Source organism: Phenylobacterium sp. GW821-FHT12F10 (assembly GCF_058806695.1).
The window spans coordinates 247,463-262,891 of the sequence record NZ_JBXAPY010000004.1 but is presented as its reverse complement, the minus strand read 5'-3'; the positions used below and the strand labels follow the sequence as shown (position 1 = coordinate 262,891).

The 15,429-nt window shown below is 68.8% G+C and carries 13 protein-coding genes; 3 read left to right on the top strand and 10 right to left on the bottom strand.

The genetic code is table 11. The annotated features are described in order from the left end of the window. Positions 1-110: 110 nt before the first annotated feature. Positions 111-887, bottom strand: coding sequence for an SDR family oxidoreductase (locus AC1RN5_RS20575; RefSeq protein ID WP_304697379.1), 777 nt, complete (start codon positions 885-887; stop codon positions 111-113). A gap of 173 nt (positions 888-1,060) precedes the next feature. Between AC1RN5_RS20575 and AC1RN5_RS20570 the strand changes: the two genes are divergently transcribed. The 3 genes from AC1RN5_RS20570 (at position 1,061) to AC1RN5_RS20560 (ending at position 5,890) form a co-directional block, all read left to right on the top strand. Beyond that, positions 1,061-3,142, top strand: coding sequence for a 3-hydroxyacyl-CoA dehydrogenase NAD-binding domain-containing protein (locus AC1RN5_RS20570; RefSeq protein WP_493043468.1), 2,082 nt, complete (start codon positions 1,061-1,063; stop codon positions 3,140-3,142). A gap of 113 nt (positions 3,143-3,255) precedes the next feature. Then, positions 3,256-4,458, top strand: coding sequence for an acetyl-CoA C-acyltransferase (locus tag AC1RN5_RS20565; protein ID WP_493043466.1), 1,203 nt, complete (start codon positions 3,256-3,258; stop codon positions 4,456-4,458). Between the two features lie 370 nt (positions 4,459-4,828). Then, on the top strand, positions 4,829-5,890 hold the full coding sequence (locus AC1RN5_RS20560) for a GDSL-type esterase/lipase family protein (RefSeq protein ID WP_493043464.1): 1,062 nt from the start codon (positions 4,829-4,831) through the stop codon (positions 5,888-5,890). Between the two features lie 126 nt (positions 5,891-6,016). Here the strand turns inward: AC1RN5_RS20560 and AC1RN5_RS20555 are convergent, their stop codons facing one another. The 9 genes from AC1RN5_RS20555 to AC1RN5_RS20515 all read right to left on the bottom strand — a co-directional run bounded on the left by AC1RN5_RS20555 (position 6,017) and on the right by AC1RN5_RS20515 (position 15,337). Further along, entirely contained in the window at positions 6,017-7,411 is a 1,395-nt protein-coding gene (locus tag AC1RN5_RS20555) for a D-arabinono-1,4-lactone oxidase (protein ID WP_493043462.1), read from the bottom strand. Beyond that, positions 7,408-7,755: a c-type cytochrome gene (locus AC1RN5_RS20550; protein WP_493043460.1), complete on the bottom strand. Its 348-nt coding sequence runs from the start codon at positions 7,753-7,755 to the stop codon at positions 7,408-7,410. The genes AC1RN5_RS20555 and AC1RN5_RS20550 overlap by 4 nt, the downstream gene beginning before the upstream one ends. 196 nt (positions 7,756-7,951) lie before the next feature. Further along, positions 7,952-8,722 carry a hypothetical protein gene (locus AC1RN5_RS20545; protein ID WP_493043458.1) on the bottom strand — a complete coding sequence of 257 codons (771 nt, stop codon included), beginning with the start codon at positions 8,720-8,722 and terminating at the stop codon, positions 7,952-7,954. Then, a complete protein-coding gene (locus AC1RN5_RS20540) occupies positions 8,719-10,191 on the bottom strand; it encodes a hypothetical protein (RefSeq protein ID WP_493043456.1) in 1,473 nt (490 codons plus the stop codon). The genes AC1RN5_RS20545 and AC1RN5_RS20540 overlap by 4 nt, the downstream gene beginning before the upstream one ends. 65 nt (positions 10,192-10,256) lie before the next feature. After that, on the bottom strand, positions 10,257-11,033 hold the full coding sequence (locus AC1RN5_RS20535; RefSeq protein ID WP_493043454.1) for an alpha/beta fold hydrolase: 777 nt from the start codon (positions 11,031-11,033) through the stop codon (positions 10,257-10,259). An 11-nt stretch (positions 11,034-11,044) separates the two neighbouring features. After that, complete coding sequence (locus tag AC1RN5_RS20530) at positions 11,045-12,316, bottom strand: LLM class flavin-dependent oxidoreductase (RefSeq protein ID WP_493043452.1); 1,272 nt, start codon at positions 12,314-12,316, stop codon at positions 11,045-11,047. A gap of 87 nt (positions 12,317-12,403) precedes the next feature. Next, positions 12,404-13,087 carry a GDSL-type esterase/lipase family protein gene (locus AC1RN5_RS20525; protein WP_493043450.1) on the bottom strand — a complete coding sequence of 228 codons (684 nt, stop codon included), beginning with the start codon at positions 13,085-13,087 and terminating at the stop codon, positions 12,404-12,406. A gap of 26 nt (positions 13,088-13,113) precedes the next feature. Further along, positions 13,114-13,887 (bottom strand): alpha/beta hydrolase family protein, encoded by a 774-nt coding sequence (locus AC1RN5_RS20520; RefSeq protein ID WP_493043448.1) that lies wholly within the window; start codon positions 13,885-13,887, stop codon positions 13,114-13,116. A gap of 13 nt (positions 13,888-13,900) precedes the next feature. Further along, positions 13,901-15,337 carry an autotransporter domain-containing protein gene (locus tag AC1RN5_RS20515; protein ID WP_493043446.1) on the bottom strand — a complete coding sequence of 479 codons (1,437 nt, stop codon included), beginning with the start codon at positions 15,335-15,337 and terminating at the stop codon, positions 13,901-13,903. Positions 15,338-15,429: the final 92 nt, after the last annotated feature.

Sequence of the window (15,429 nt, the reverse complement as noted above, 5' to 3'; positions counted from 1 at the left end):
TCGGCCGTGAGAGACCAAACCCCCTATTTGACGGGCGCCGCCCCGACGAGTCCTGCGACCGTCGGGGCGAACAAATCTCGTAACTATATGATTTTACTAGCCTCTCTCCTTCACAGGCCGCCGAGACTGGCGAGCGCCACGCCCCCATCGACGGCGATGGTTTCGCCCACCACGTAGTCACCAGCTCGCGAGGCCAGGTAGATGGCGGCCGCGGCCATGTCCTCGTCGCGGCCGATGCGCCGCGAGGGGATGCGCTTGGCGATCTCGTCGCCCTGGTCGCGGGCCACCCGGTTCATCTCCGAGGCGAAGGCGCCGGGCGCGATGCCGGTGACGTTGATGCTGTCCTCGATCAGCGTCGCGGCCATCCGGCGGGTCAGGTAGATCAGGCCCGACTTGCTCGCATGGTAGGAATAGGTCTCCTGCGGATTGAGGCGGATGCCGTCGATCGAGCAGATGTTGATCACCTTGGCGGGCTGCTCGTGGCTGGCGGCGGCCTTGAGCGCGCCGTGCAGGGCCTGGGTGAGGAAGAAGGGCGACTTCAGGTTCAGGTTCATCACCTTGTCCCAACCGCTCTCGGGGAACTCGTCGAAGGGCGCGCCCCAGGCGGCGCCGGCGTTGTTCACCAGGATGTCGAGCTTGGCCTCATGCTCGCCGAAGCGCTTGGCCAGCGCCTGGCAGCCCTCCACCGTCGAGACGTCCTGCGGCAGGGAGATGCAGTTGGGGCCGAGCTCGGCGGCGGTCTCGTCGCAGGCGCCGGGCTTGCGCGAGGAGATATAAACCTTGGCGCCTTGCTCGATGAAGCCGGCGGCGATCATCTTGCCGATCCCGCGCGAGCCGCCGGTGACCAGGGCCACGCGGCCCTTCAGAGAGAACAGATCCAGAGCCATCAGGCGCGTCCCTTTTTCAGCGTTGAAGCTGGGTCATAGACCCGTGTTTCCGTCACGAAAACCCTACGCACATTTGACTCGCACCGGGTCGGCGTGGCCTGTAACACCCGTTTGAATCTCTCCAGCCGCCCTGCCTAGAAGCGGCCCTGAAACGACAAGCCGAGGATGCGCCCATGACCGCCGTCAACTCCGTGACCGACCTCACGCTCGATGGCGACATCGCCGTCATCACCCTGAATTCGCCGCCGGTGAACGCCCTGTCGGCCAAGGTGCGCGAGGGCCTGTTCGAGGGCTTCAAGGCCGCCGGCGCCGATCCGGCCGCCAAGGCCATCGTGCTGATCTGCGAAGGCCGCACCTTCATCGCCGGCGCCGACATCACCGAGTTCGGCGGCGCCATGGCCGGCCCCAGCCTGACCGACGTGCAGGACATGATGGAGAACTCGCCCAAGCCGGTGATCGCCGCCATCCACGGCACGGTCCTGGGCGGCGGCCTGGAAGTGGCGCTCTGCGCCCACTTCCGCGTCGCGGTCCCCTCGGCGAAGTTCGGTCTGCCCGAAGTGAACCTGGGCCTGCTGCCCGGCGCCGGCGGCACCCAGCGCCTGCCCCGCGTGGTGGGTCCCGAGCGCGCCCTGGAGATGATGACTAGCGGCCGTCACGTGCCGGCCAAGGAGGCCCTGGCCGGCGGCCTGGCCGACGAGCTGGTGGAAGAGGGCAAGCTGCGCGAGGGCGCGCTGGCCTTCGCCCGCAAGGTGGTGGCCGAGGGCCGGCCCCTGACCCGCATCCGCGACCAGAACGCCAAGGTCGAGGCCGCCCGCGGCAAGCCCGAGATCTTCGCCGACTTCCGCAAGGCCAATGCGCGCAAGTTCCGCGGCTTCCTGGCCCCGGAATACAACATCCAGACCATCGAGGCCGCGGTGAACCTGCCCTTCGAGGAGGGGCTGGCCGTCGAACGCAAGCTGTTTGGCGAACTGATGAGCGGCAGCCAGTCGGCCGCCCAGCGCTATTCCTTCTTCGCCGAGCGTCAGGCCCAGAAGATTCCCGGCATCGCCGACGATGTCCCGCTGATCCCCATCAAGAAGGTGGGCGTGATCGGCGCCGGCACCATGGGCGGCGGCATCGCCATGAACTTCGCCAACGCCGGCATCCCGGTGGTGATCGTCGAGCAGAAGCAGGAGCCCCTGGACAAGGGCCTGGCCATCATCCGCAAGAACTATGAGCGGACCGCCTCGCGCGGCGGCATCACCCCGGCCCAGGTCGAGGAGCGCTGCGGCCTGATCACCGGCTCGCTGTCGATGGAGGACAGCTTCAAGGACGTCGACCTGGTGATCGAGGCGGTGTTCGAGCGGATGGACATCAAGAAGGACATCTTCGCCAAGCTGGACGCCATCTGCAAACCCGGCGCGATCCTGGCCACCAACACCTCGGGCCTGAACATCGACGAGATCGCCTCGGTGACCAAGCGTCCCGAGAGCGTCATCGGCCTGCACTTCTTCTCGCCGGCCAACGTCATGAAGCTGCTGGAGATCGTCCGCGCCGACCACACCTCCGACAGCGTCATCGCCACCTCGATGAAGCTGGCCAAGCAGATCGGCAAGGTCGCGGTCCTGGTGGGGGTCTGCCCCGGATTCGTGGGCAACCGCATCCTCGGCCAGCGCCAGCGCGAGGCCCAGAAGCTGGTGATGGAAGGGGCGATGCCCTGGGACATCGACCGCGTGCTCTACGACTTCGGCTTCCCGATGGGCCCGTTCGCCATGAGCGACCTGGCCGGCCTCGACATCGGCTGGGTGAAGGAGAAGTCCAACGGCGAGAGCATCCGCGACGTGCTCTGCGAAGCCGACCGCCGTGGCCAGAAGACCGGCGCCGGCTATTACGACTACGACGAGAACCGCAACGCCAAGCCGAGCCCCTTCACCGAGAAGGTGATCCACGACTTCATCGTCAAGTCGGGCGCCAATCCCCGCAAGATCAGCGACGAGGAGATCCTGGAGCGCTGCATCTTCCCGATGATCAACGAAGGCGTGAAGATCCTCGAGGAGGGCAAGGCCATTCGGTCCTCCGACATCGATGTGGTCTGGCAGAACGGCTACGGCTGGCCGGTCTATCGCGGCGGCCCCATGTGGTACGGCGACCAGGTCGGCCCGGCCAAGGTGCTGGCCAAGATGAAGGAATTCCAGGCCACCATGGGCGATACCTTCAAGCCCGCGCCGCTGCTGGAAAAGCTGGTGGCCGAGGGCAAGAAGTTCTCCGACCTCTAGACCGCCTCTCGAAACCCCACCGGAAAGTCACTATTTCGGTGGGGTTCTTCGGCGACCTGTGACATTCCACTCGCTCAAATTTTCGACCCTCCCCTTAATCTAAGGACCTCTTCATGCGTGAAGCCGTCATCGTCTCCACCGCCCGCACGCCGATCGGCAAGGCCTATCGCGGCGCGTTCAACAACACCTCCGGCGCCGAGCTGGGCGGCCACGTGATCGCCGAGGCCGTCAAGCGCGCCGGCATCGATCCGGCCACCATCGACGACGTGGTGATGGGCGCGGCCCTGCAGCAGGGCTCCACCGGCAACAACATCGCCCGCCAGGCCGCCCTGCGCGCGGGCCTGCCCAACACCGTCTCGGGCATGACCCTGGACCGCCAGTGCTCCTCGGGCCTGATGGGCATCGCCACGGCCGCCAAGTACATCATCAACGACGGCGCCAATGTCGCGGTCGGCGGCGGGCTGGAGTCGATCTCCCTCGTCCAGAACGACAAGATGAACCGCTACCGCACCAGCGATAAGTGGCTCAACGAGCACGTGCCGGAAATCCACACCTCGATGCTGGAGACCGCCGAGATCGTGGCCGAGCGCTACGGCGTCAGCCGCGAAGCCCAGGACGAATACGCCTTCCAGTCGCAGCAGCGCACCGCCGCGGCCCAGGCCGCCGGGGTGTTCAACGCCGAGATCGCGCCGCTGACCTCGATCATGATGGTCCAGAACAAGGAGACCGGCGAGTTCTCCGAAAAGGAGGTCACCCTCACCCAGGACGAGGGCAACCGTCCGTCGACCACCCTGGCCGACCTGCAGAAGCTGGCCCCGGTCTTCAAGGGCGGCATCTATGTCAAGGAAGGCAAGTACGTCACCGCCGGCAACGCCTCCCAGCTCTCCGACGGCGCCGCCGCCGTGGTGCTGATGGAGCGGAAGGAAGCCGAGCGGCTCGGCCTCACCCCGCTGGGCGCCTATCGCGGCATGGCCGTGGCCGGCTGCGGCCCGGAGGAAATGGGCATCGGCCCGGTCTTCGCCATCCCCAAGCTGCTGGAGCGTAACGGCCTGAAGATCGACGACATCGACATGTGGGAGCTCAACGAGGCCTTCGCCTCGCAGTGCCTCTACTGCCGCGACAAGCTGGGCATCGACCCGGCCAAGTACAACATCTCCGGCGGCGCCATCTCCATCGGCCACCCCTACGGCATGACCGGCGCCCGGGCGACCGGCCACATCCTGCACGAGGGCAAGCGTCGCGGTTACAAGTACGGCGTGGTGACCATGTGCGTCGGCGGCGGCATGGGCGCCGCGGGCCTGTTCGAAATCTTCTAGGTCCCAAAGACTTTGAACTGACGAAGGGCCGTCCTCGAGGGCGGCCCTTTTTCGTGGGCGCGTCCTTCGACGCCGTGCGCCGGCGAGGTTGAAGACGTCGGACCACGAACCTCACGAACCTCACGAACAAGAGCGCGCTCCTGAGGTGTCATCCCGGAAAGCCCGCAGGGCTTGTCCGGGACCCAGACGCGCGGGGCGTGCCGGATAGATCGGTGCTTCTGGGTCCCGGTCTTCCGCTGGCGCGGAAACCGGGATGACACCTGGGGAGCACCGTCGTCTGTTCGTGCCGTTCGTGGTTCAATCTTGGAGCGCCCCGCCCTCCCCACGCCCGACGAATGTCCTAAGGTGCGCCAACAACCAGGAGCGCTCCATGCAAGCCGTCCCCCTCACCGCCATCGAGACCCTGATGGACGGCCAGATCGACATCCGCCGCCGCGAGGGATCGCTGCAGCCGATGCGGCTGCCGGTGAAGGAGCTGGCCTTCTACGACCCCTTCACCCGCTGGGTGGCCTCCTGCGCCACCGGCTGCCGCCTAAGGTTCTCCACCAACAGCACCACGGTGCGGCTGACCGCCACCCAGCACCTGCTGGCCCAGGCCAATGACGGGGAGAAGCGCGGCGCCTACGACCTCTATGTGGACGGGAAGTTCTTCGGCCGCGGCTGGGGCGAGGGGGGCGCGGTGATGGAGGCCGACGGCACGCTGAGCGGGGACGAGGCCCTCACCCTCGAATTCACCGGCCTGCCGGCCAGGACCAAGACCGTGGAGCTGTGGCTACCCCAGGCGGCGACGGTGGCGATCACCGGCCTCTTCATCGACGACGGCGCGGCCCTGGAGCCCGCCGCCGAATGGCGCAAGCGCATCCTGTTCCACGGCAGCTCCATCACCCACGGCATGGAGGCCGAGGGGGCCACGGCCAACTGGCCCGCCGTGGCCAGCGGGCTGGCGAACCTCGATCACCTGAACCTGGGCTGGGCCGGCTCCTGCCTGCTGAGCGGCCTAGCCGCGCGGATCATCCGCGACCAGCGGGCCGACGCCATCGTCCTGAAGCTGGGGATCAACGTCCACACCGACGGCCAGCTGAAGGAGCGCAACTTCCTCGACGCCGCCCACGCCATGATCTCCATCATCCGCGAGAAGCACCCCACGACCCCGATCGCCGTGGTCTCGCCGATCTGGTCGCCGCCCCGGGAAACCACCGGCGAGGGGCCGAGCCTGCAGCGGATGCGCCAGCTGCTGCAGGCGGTGGTGGCCGCCCGGGTGCAGAGCGGGGACGCCGCCATCCGCTATCTCGACGGCCTGGAGCTGTTCGGCCCCGCCGACGCCGCCCTGCTGCCCGACGACCTGCACCCCAACACCGAGGGCTACCGGCTCATGGGGGAGCGGTTCCACGCGCTGGCGCTGAGTGGGGATGGGGCGCTGGTGAAAGTCTAGCTTCCCGAAATCCGCTCCTCCCGGCGAAGGCCGGGACCCAGATGCATCGGCTGCTGTCAGGCTTCTTGGCGCAAGACCGCGACCTATGACCTGGGTCCCGGTCTTCGTCGGGATGAGCGGTGTTTGTCAGGCCCCGAACAGGTCGCGCAGATAGGGGTTCAGCATCTTCCCCTGCGGGTCCAGCCGACGGCGGACCGTCTGGAAGGCCGCCCAGTCGGGATAGAGCTTGGAGAGCTGCGGCGCCTTGAGGCTGTGGAGCTTGCCCCAGTGGGGGCGGCCGCCGTGGGCCAGGAAGATCGGCTGGATCAGGTCGAACAGGAACCTGTAGTCGTCCTTGTAGTAGCAGTGGACGGCCACCGAGCCGCGCGGCCCGCCATTGAAGGGCGAGAGCCAGGCGTCGTCGCCGGCGATCCGGCGCGCCTCGATGGGGAAGAAGACGTCCTTGCGATGGGTCTCCAGGGCCGCGACCACCGCCTTCAGGGCCGCCAACTGGTTCTCCGGCGGCAGGTGGAACTCCATCTCGTTGAAGCGCACCGGACGCTCGGTGGAGAGCAGCTTCCAGCCTTCGTCGACGGCCTCCTCCGGCTTGGTGGAGCCCAAGAGCGCCTTGGCCGCGGCCTTGCGCAGGGGGGTGGAGAACCCCAGCAGGTTGCGCAGCTGCTTCAAGGCCTCGAGGAAGGCGTCGTCGCTGGAGGCCGTGCGCGGGGTCGCCGGCAGGTTGGTCTCGTCGTGGGTGATGTTGGCGGCGAGATCGGTGAAGGGGACGGCGTAGAACTCGTAGTTGCGGTGCTTGGCCCAGCGGGCCTCGGCCTGGGCCAGGGTCTGTTCCAGGGGCTCGATCCAGACATGGCGGTGCAGGCGCGCATTGGCCGAGGTCTTCAGCCGCACCTGGGTGATGACCCCCAGCCCGCCCAGGGACACCCGGGCGGCGTTGAAGACATCGGGGTTGTGGGTCGCGTCGCAGTCGAGGATCTCGCCGCCCACCGTGGCCAGGCGCAGGGCGGTGATGTCGCCATGGATGGCCTTGAAGGCGGTCCCCGTGCCGTGGGTGCCGGTGCCGATGGCGCCCCCCAGGGACTGCTTGTTGATGTCGGGCAGGTTGGGCATGGCCCGGCCCTTGGCGGCCAGGGCGGGGCCGAGCGCGCCGAGACGCGTGCCGGTCCAGACTACCGCCTCGTCGCCCTCCCAGCGGTCGATCCCGGCCACCTGGTCCAGGGTCATCAGGGTCCCGGAGGTGGGGACCAGGCCGGTGAAGGAGTGGCCGGCGCCGACCGGGCGGACGGGGGCGGGAGTGATCTTCAAGGTCTGGGCGACCTCGGCCTCGGAACTGGGGGCGCTGCGGATCGCGGGATAGGCGCTCTCGATCCCCGACCAGTTGCGCCAGAGCATCCGGCCCTGCGGGTTCACGCTGGGGGGCGCGGCCGGCTCGGGCTTCTCGCGGGTGGCCAGGAAGACGCCCCCGCCGCCCACGGCGACCACGCCGGCGGCGCCGGCCAGCAGGGCCTTGCGGCGGCTGATCATGACCTGTCTCCCTCGTGGCCGGCCAGGAAGGCGATGAGCGCCCGGTAGTCGTCCGGGGTGCAGGCGGCGCACTGACCTCCGGCCGGCATGGCCCGGTAGCCCTGGACCACGTGGTCCAACAGCACGTCCTGGCCCTGATGCCAGCGGGGCAGCCAGGCCCGCGCGTCGTGGGTCAGGGGCGCGCCGGCGGCCGGGTTGGTGTGGCAGGTCTTGCAGGCGCCCTCGTAGAGAGCGGCCAGGCGCGGATCGGCGGGCTTGAGGCTGGCGAAATCGGCGGGCGGGCCGGCCGGCTTGGCGCAGGCGGCGAGGCTCAGCAATGCGGCCAGGATCAACAGGTGTCTCAAGCGTCCTCCCCGGGGCGCGATCGCCCTCTTGTCGAAGCCGAACCTAGCCGGGGTTCAGGGAAGATTGGAACCACGAACCTCACGAACGTCACGAACAAGCGCGCGGTGGTGCTCCCCTGAGTGTCATCCCGCATGGAGCGCGCAGCGCGGAAGTGCGGGATGACACATGAGATGAGGCCGATTGTCGGCGGACGACCTAGGGCCGCACCGTGATCCGCACCCGGCGGCGCTCCGGATCGGTGACGCCGTCGGGGGCTTCGAGGTCCGCATGGGCGACCGTCGCCACCGGCGCGGCGCCGAGTTCGGTCAGCGCCTGGGCCACCTTCTCGGTCCGCGCCTGGGCGAGGCCCGCCGGTTCGGCGAGGGTCTCGCCGTTGGAGAGCAGGGTCGCGCCGCGCCAGCCGTCGACGGTGACCTTGCCGCTGGAGGCCTTGGCGTAGGCGGCGGCGTCGAGCACGCCGCGGAACTGGTGGACATTGATGTAGAGGCCCTCGAAGCCGAAACGGACGTCCCAGGTCTTCACGCCATAGGGCGGCTGGGGCGCGGGCGGAACCGGGCGTGGGACCTCCGGGCCGGTGGCCAGTTGGCGGCCGCGGTTGGCGGGGCCGGGGCCGCGGGGGAAGTCGGTGATCCTGAAGCCCTCGGGAGGCAGGACCTTGGCGCAGGCCGCGTCGATCTCCGGCAGGGCCGAGACGGTGACGGGCTTGAGCACGATGCCGCCGCAGATCCGCGAGCCGTCGAGGACCGTTCCCTCCACCAGGGCGCGGTGGCGCAGCTGGGGCGGGTGGAAGGCCTCACTGATGTCGCCCTGGACGCCGAGGTAGTAGAGCTCGCCCCCAGACTCGGCGAGCCAGCAGGGCACCGGCTCGGTGTCGCGGATCATCGGGCAGGCGACGAAGTTCCGCTGGGCCGGGGGCGGGGCGCCGGCGGTGAGCGCCAGACAGGCGAGCAGGGCCAGGCGCCTCACAGCACGCTCATGAAATTGACCAGGTCACGCTTTTCCTGGGCCGTGAAATGGATGGCGTAGCGGCGGTCGTAATAGTCGACCAGGGCCTTCAGGTCCTTGGCCGAGCCGTTGGCGAAATAGGGGGCCCGCGCCGCCAGGCCCCGGAACGACTGCATGGTGATGGCGCCCACATCGCGGCAGAGGCCGGAGATCAGGGCCCGGCCTGGATCGTGGGTGTAGATCACGCGGCCCAGGAACGGATGCGGCGGCGCGTCCGGGCGGCAGGTGACCTTGAACAGCGGCAGGTGGCGCAGGGGGTCGGCGGTGGGCTGGTTGCTGGTCCCGATGTCCATCCAGCCCGGGGCCACGTCCATGCCGGTCATCTGGGCGTTGTGGCAGGTGGAGCAGGTGCGCTTGATCGGGTTGCCCAGGCCCACCGTATTGAGGTGGCTGGTGTCGGAGATCCAGAAGGGCCGCGTCAGGAAGACGTCGGCGCCCCGGGCCACCGAGGCGCGGAAGGCCGCCTCCCCCTTCAACGTCTCCCCAGCCTTGGCGCGCCAGAGGTCGAAGGGCTGGAAGACCGGGGTCTTCAGGTCGTTGCCCAGCAGGCCGGGACGGGCGCGGGCCAGGGCCTGCGCGCCAAGGCCCGGGGGCGAACCGGCGGGGACGGACTGGGCCGCATAGACCTGGGTCTCGAAGGCGAGGATCTGGTCGAGCTGGTCGCGGGTGGGCGGCGCCTCGGCCTGCAGGTGGGTGAGGGCGGCGTCCACGGCCTGGGTCCTCAGGGTCGGCTGGCGGGCGTCGGCCATCAGCTGCATGGAGACCGGGGCGCCGGTCTCGGGGTCACGGGCCAGGGGCATGCCGGTCTTGACGTTGAAGCCGATGGGGTCGGGCGTCGTGACGTACTTCAGGTTGGCCGCCGGGCGCGGACGGCGGAAGACCGAGATCGTCGGCCTGGGGCTGGAGAGCCCATGGATCGGGTCGGTGTTGCAGCCGGTGGGGTCGCGAACCACCTCGATCGAGAATTCCGCCCCCTTGATGGGCCAGGGCAGGAAGATGCGGAACAGGCCGTGGTCCAGCAGCAGGCTATGGGAGGACCGCCTGGCCTGCGGCAGGCTCGGGCAGTTGGACCCGTCGATGGCGGCGAAGACGGGGTCCTTGCCCTGGGTGGCCTTCCAGCGCTGGCGCAGGGCGGCCGCGGAGACGCTCATCCCGTCGGCCGGCTGGTGGCAGGTGACGCAGGCCCGGCCGTTGACGCCCAGCGGGGTGAAGAAGGGATGGCCCGCGGTCTCGAACCCGCCGCCGGCGTTCAGCACCTCAAGCCGGCCGTAGGGATTGGCGTAGGTGGCCGCCGCGGCCATGCGGCGGCCGTCGCCGGCGGTCCACCAGGACCGGTTGGCTGGAACATCGATACGGTCGGGGGTCTGGGCGGCGAGCGGCAGGGCGAGCGCCAGCGCCATCCCCAAGCCCGCCAAGCCTCGCCACCTCATGCCGCTCTCCCTGGCCCCAACTCAGCATGAGCCGGGGGCCAGGAAAAGGGGTGACTCCTAAATAATCAGCCTAACCTATCGATGGCGTCCACCACCTGGGCGGTCTTCTCCAGGATCACCATGTGGCCGGCCTCGGGGATGGAGACCAGTTCGGCGCCCTTGATCCCCTTCTTGAAGCCGTGGGCGTAGAAGGGCGGGACCATGCGGTCGCTGTCGCCCCAGACCACGACGGTCCTGGCCTTGATCCGGTACAGCCGCTGGGCCAGGCCCCGCTCGGGGATCGGGAACAGGATGCGGCCGGCCATGCCCAGCTGGCGGGCGTTGGTCACCAGATAGGTCTGCAGGAAGTTGGGGTCCTCGACATTGCGCCCCGCCGTCAGGATCGCCGCCCCGGCCGCCGCGTCATGGAACAGGTACTGCGGCATCTCGTAGGGCATCAGGGAGAACATGTCGGCCACCGGGTGGTCGTCGTTCCACAGGCCGGCCGGACAGATCAGTCCCAGGCGGGTGACATCGTTGGGGGCGAGGGCGGCCATCTCGGCGGCGATCATGCCCCCCATGGAATGGCCCACCAGGATCGGATCCTTGAGGCCGAGCGCCTCGACCACGTCCCAGGTGTGAAGGGTGAAATCCAGCATGTCGCGGATCTCGGGGCACTCCTCGCTGTCGCCGTAGCCGGGGATCAGCGGAGCGTAGACATGGTGCTTTTCCGCCAGCGCCTTGAGGAAGGGATCCTCGGCGGTGACGCCCCCCGCGCCGTGCAGGAAGACGAGGTCGGGGCCGGAGCCGCCCTCCAGATAGCGGACGGGGACGTGCTGGGTGGAAACGGTCTTGAGGTCCATGCTCATCCCCCTCACGCGTAGGTCTTGGCGAGTTCGGCGCTGGTGGGCGCCTCCTTGGGCAGGCTGCCCGAGGTGACCCGCTTGGCCAGGGGACTGGTCCAGAAGCGGTTGTCGTGGTCCCAGTCGGGGAACATGTTCCGAAGCTTGGGCATCACCTTCTCGGCGAACAGCTTGGTGGAATACATGCACTTGTCGGCGGGCATGTTCCCCACGTGCATCAGGCAGAAGATGTTGCCGACGTTCAGGCCCTTGATCAGCTCCTCCATCCGCTGGCGCACGGTCTCCGGCGAACCCGCGATCACGTGGCCCTGCTCGGTGAGCTCCTTCCAGGTCAGCTGGGTGTAGCCGCCGCGCGGCGGGGCGTACTGCGACAGGGCGCCGGTCTGGATGGTCTTGATGGTCCGGTAGCCCGGCGCGTCGGCGAAGCCCGGATAGACGTGCAGGCAGCGATTGTAGAAGTAGCTGACGTGCTCGGAATAGAGCCGCTCGGCCTCTTCGTCGGTGTCGGCCACCAGGATGGTCTGGGCGAAGCCCGCCCGGTAGGGGCTCTTGTCCACGCCGCGCTCGTCGACCCGGCGCCAGTAGCCGTCCATCAGGGCCTGGGCCCGCAGGTAGCCGGAGAAGCTGAGGTACGAGTAGGAGTAGGTGTTGTCGATGCAGAAGTCGTAGGTCTCCACCGAGCCGCCGCCGGGGATATGGACGGGCGGATGCGGGGCGTCCTGGATCGGGCGCGGCCAGATGTTGACGTGCCGCAGCTTGTTGTAGCGGCCGTTCCAGGCGAAGGGCTCGCGCGTGGTCCAGGCCTTGATGATCAGGTCATGAGCCTCCTGGTACTTCTCCCGCGTCAGGGACGGGATCTGGCCGTAGCAGTAGTTGGTGTCCATGGAGGTCCCCACCGGGAACCCGGCCACCAGACGCCCGCCGGAGATGCAGTCCAGCATGGCGAACTCCTCGGCCACGCGGATCGGCGGGTTGTAGAGGGCGATGGAGTTGCCCAGGACGACGATGGCCGCGTCCTTGGTGCGGCGCGCCAGGCCGGCGGCGATGATGTTGGGGCTGGGCATGATGCCGTAGCCGTTCTGGTGGTGCTCGTTCACCCCGACGCCGTCGAACCCCAGGGTGTCGGCGTATTCCAGCAGGTCCATATAGGTGTTGTAGACCTCATGGCTCCTGGCCGGATCGAACAGCTTCTGGTCGATATCGACCCAGACGGATCGGTTCTTCTCCCGGAAATCGTCCGGCAGATAGGGCCACGGCATCAGGTTGAACCAGGTGAACTTCATCGGGGTCTCCTCCGCGCCGCCTCTTTCGGGCGGTCATGTGAACGACGATAACCCCATGAGGCCCGGCGCCAAGGGCTTTGCGCGGCGCTAGCCCTTGCAGGCCGCGCCGGTTTTCGCCTCGTGTTCCAGCACCGGGCGGACGACCTGGGTCCAGAGGACGTAGCCGGCCGGGGTCATGTGCAGACCATCGGAGACGAAGATCTCCTTGGGCTGGCCGTTCTCCAGCATGGCGGGGACCACGTCGACATAGTCGAGGTCGGCGCGCCTGTCGGCGATGGCCTTGATCTGGGCGTTGGCCTGTCCTTGCGCGGCCCGTTCGGCCCAGCGGGCCTTCGAGGGCTTGAGCGAGATGAAGTAGACCTTGGTCTTGTCCAGAGCCTTGTCCTTGCGGTCGAGGAAGGCCTGGAAGTCGGCTGTCACCTGGGCGGGGGTGCGGCCCGCATGGATGTCGTTGTCGCCGGCATAGAAGAAGATCGCGCGCGGGCGATAGGGGGTCACCACCTGGTCGAAATAGAGGGTGACGTCGGCGATCTGCGAGCCGCCGAAGCCGCGGTTGATGACTGGGTAGGGCGCCATGTCCTGGTCCAGGGTCTTCCAGAACCGCACGCTGGAGGAGCCGGTGAACAGCAAGCCGCAGGGCTTGGGCGGGGTCGCGGCGTCCAGTTCGGCGAAGCGGGCGATCTCGGGCGAGAATCGGGTCTCCGGCGGCGCGGCGGCGGCGGTGAGTGACAGCAGCGCGAGCGACAGCAGCGCCGCGAGGGTCCTGGACATAAGCTACTCCCCGATTTCGGAAGAGACTACTCAGCGGGTGGACTAAGCGCCAGGAGACGCCCGGTGCGCGCCGCCCAGCAGCAGGTGTGCTTCTCGGGCCAGACCAGGACCGTTCCGCCCAGGCGGCGGGCGGCGGGCTCGCCCAGGGCCGGCGGCACGACCTGGTCGAAGCGGCCGAGCACATGGAGCTGAGCCACCCTTGGTGGCAGCGTGATGGCGGCGGGGTCGAGGGAGCCGGTCAGCGGGCTCGCCCCATGCCATTCCGCCCAGGCGTCGAGGTCCAGGGGCGCGGCCAGGGTGATCAGGGCCACGACATCGGTGCGGCGGGCGGCCACCAGGGTCGCCATGGCGCCGCCGCCGGACCAGCCCACCAGCCGCAGCCGCGTGGCGCCGGCGCGGCGCTTGAGCTCATCGATGGCGAGGCTGGAGGCGGCCACCGCATGCTCCGAGTAGCGGGCCGTCGTCCAGCTCGCCGGGGTGCAGGCCGGCTCCCTCACATACTGGCAGGGGCGGCCGAGCCAGGCCACCGGACCCTGCGGCCAGCCTTGGGCGATCTTGAATCCCAGGGGGTCCTTGGGGGTCGGATCGGCGGACGGACGCCCCCGGCTGTCATGGGCGTCGCCGTCCCCCTCGATCACCACGGTGAGCAGGTCGCCGGCCGACGGATCATCCTTCGAGGCGGCGGCGAGGGAGGCCGCCTCGAAGGATGTCCAACCCCGGCCGGCGGGGCTGGCGCCGGCAGGAGCCGTCAGCAGGGAGAGCAGCGCCAGGCCGAGGGCCGGCGCCGTTCTCCACCGCATCAGCACGCTCTCCTCAGAACGCCCTGCGGAGGGTGAAGCCGAAACTGGTCTCCCCCTCGTTCTTCTTGCCGACCAGGGTCTGGATGTTGAAGGCCAGGGCCAGGTCGTCCGACAGCGGAGCCGCGAAGCCGGCGCCGACGTAGCCATATTCCTTGTCCACGCCGGCCGGGCCGTTGGTCTGGCTGTTGAAGCTGGCGCTGACATAGGGGAGCCAGGCGCTGCCGGTGTAGAACAGCGCCGTCCCGGCCTGGGCGATGGTCAGGTCGGTGGAATTGCCGGCGATCGGACGTCCGGCGTTGTCCAGATAGGCGTCGGTGTCCGACGTGCTCTCGATCACGCCGAGGCTGGGGGTCAGGACCCAGTCGGATCCCAGTTCCAGGGTGGTTCCGATCGTCACCGACCCGAACAGCTGGTTGCGGTCGGTCTCGCCGAAGGAGCGCAAGGGTCCCGCGGTGCGGCCGTATTCGACCTTGTCGTTGGCGTAGCCGATCGTGCCGGTGATCTGGAAGGCCGGGCTCGCCGACCAGCTGGCGTAGCCGCCGACCGTCCAGCCCTTGGACTCGTAGTCCACCGCCGCGCCGTCCAGGCTCATGGAGCCGTAGCCCACATAGCCGCCGAGCACGGTGTTGTCGAAGATCACGTCGGCGCCGATGGCCGCCGATCCGCCCCAGCCGTCCTGGCCCGACCCCGCGCGGCTGTCGTCGAGATAGGCGCCCGAGGCGTTGACCCAGACGCCCGTCTGCGGCTCGAACGACCCCGCATTCAGGCCCTTGTAGACGTGGCCATTGCGGGTCTGGGGACCGACGCCGGAGGCCAGGCCCGACAGCGCCAGGCCCTGCAGGCGGCTGGCGACGAAGCTCTGCATGCTGGTGGCGTTCACCCGCGTGCCCACCAGGGCCAGGAACAGCTGGTCGGCCTCCGCCTGGGTGATCAGGGCCTGCTCGGGGACCGTCAGGGTGACGACCGTGCCGTTGGAGGAGGTGATCGTGGTGGTGGTTCCGGTCGGCGTCGTGGTGGTGGTCGTCGTGGTTGTGGGAGCCGTCGGCGTCGTGGAGGTCGTCGGCGTCGTCGATGTTGTGGGCGTCGTGGGCGTGGTCGTCGGCGCCTGGCCGAAGGCGACCGCGCAGGCGCCCGAGCCGGTGACCGCCTGGGTCACGGTGTTGACCACGCAGTTGAAGGCCTCGGTGGTCCCGCCGACGCTGATGGTGCCGGCATAGGAGATGCTGGTGGCGCTGGGGACGACGCTGGTGAAGCGCACCGTGGCCGGGTTGGCCGTATAGGGCCCGCCCGAGATGCTGACGGTGATATTGTTCAGGCCGGCCACGGTGGTGACGATGGTGGTGCCGTCGGGAAGGGTGACCGTGCTGCCGGCGGCCTGGGCCCAGGCGGAACCCGCTCCAAGGCCGAGGGTCAGCAGGAAGGCCGCGAAGGCGGCCGCGAGAAAGCGCATGTGGAATATCCCCAAGGAGGCATGACGTACTGTCGCGTCTCCTCGACCACGGGGACCCGCCGCGCCGCATGATCCATCCGGACTATGCGGCG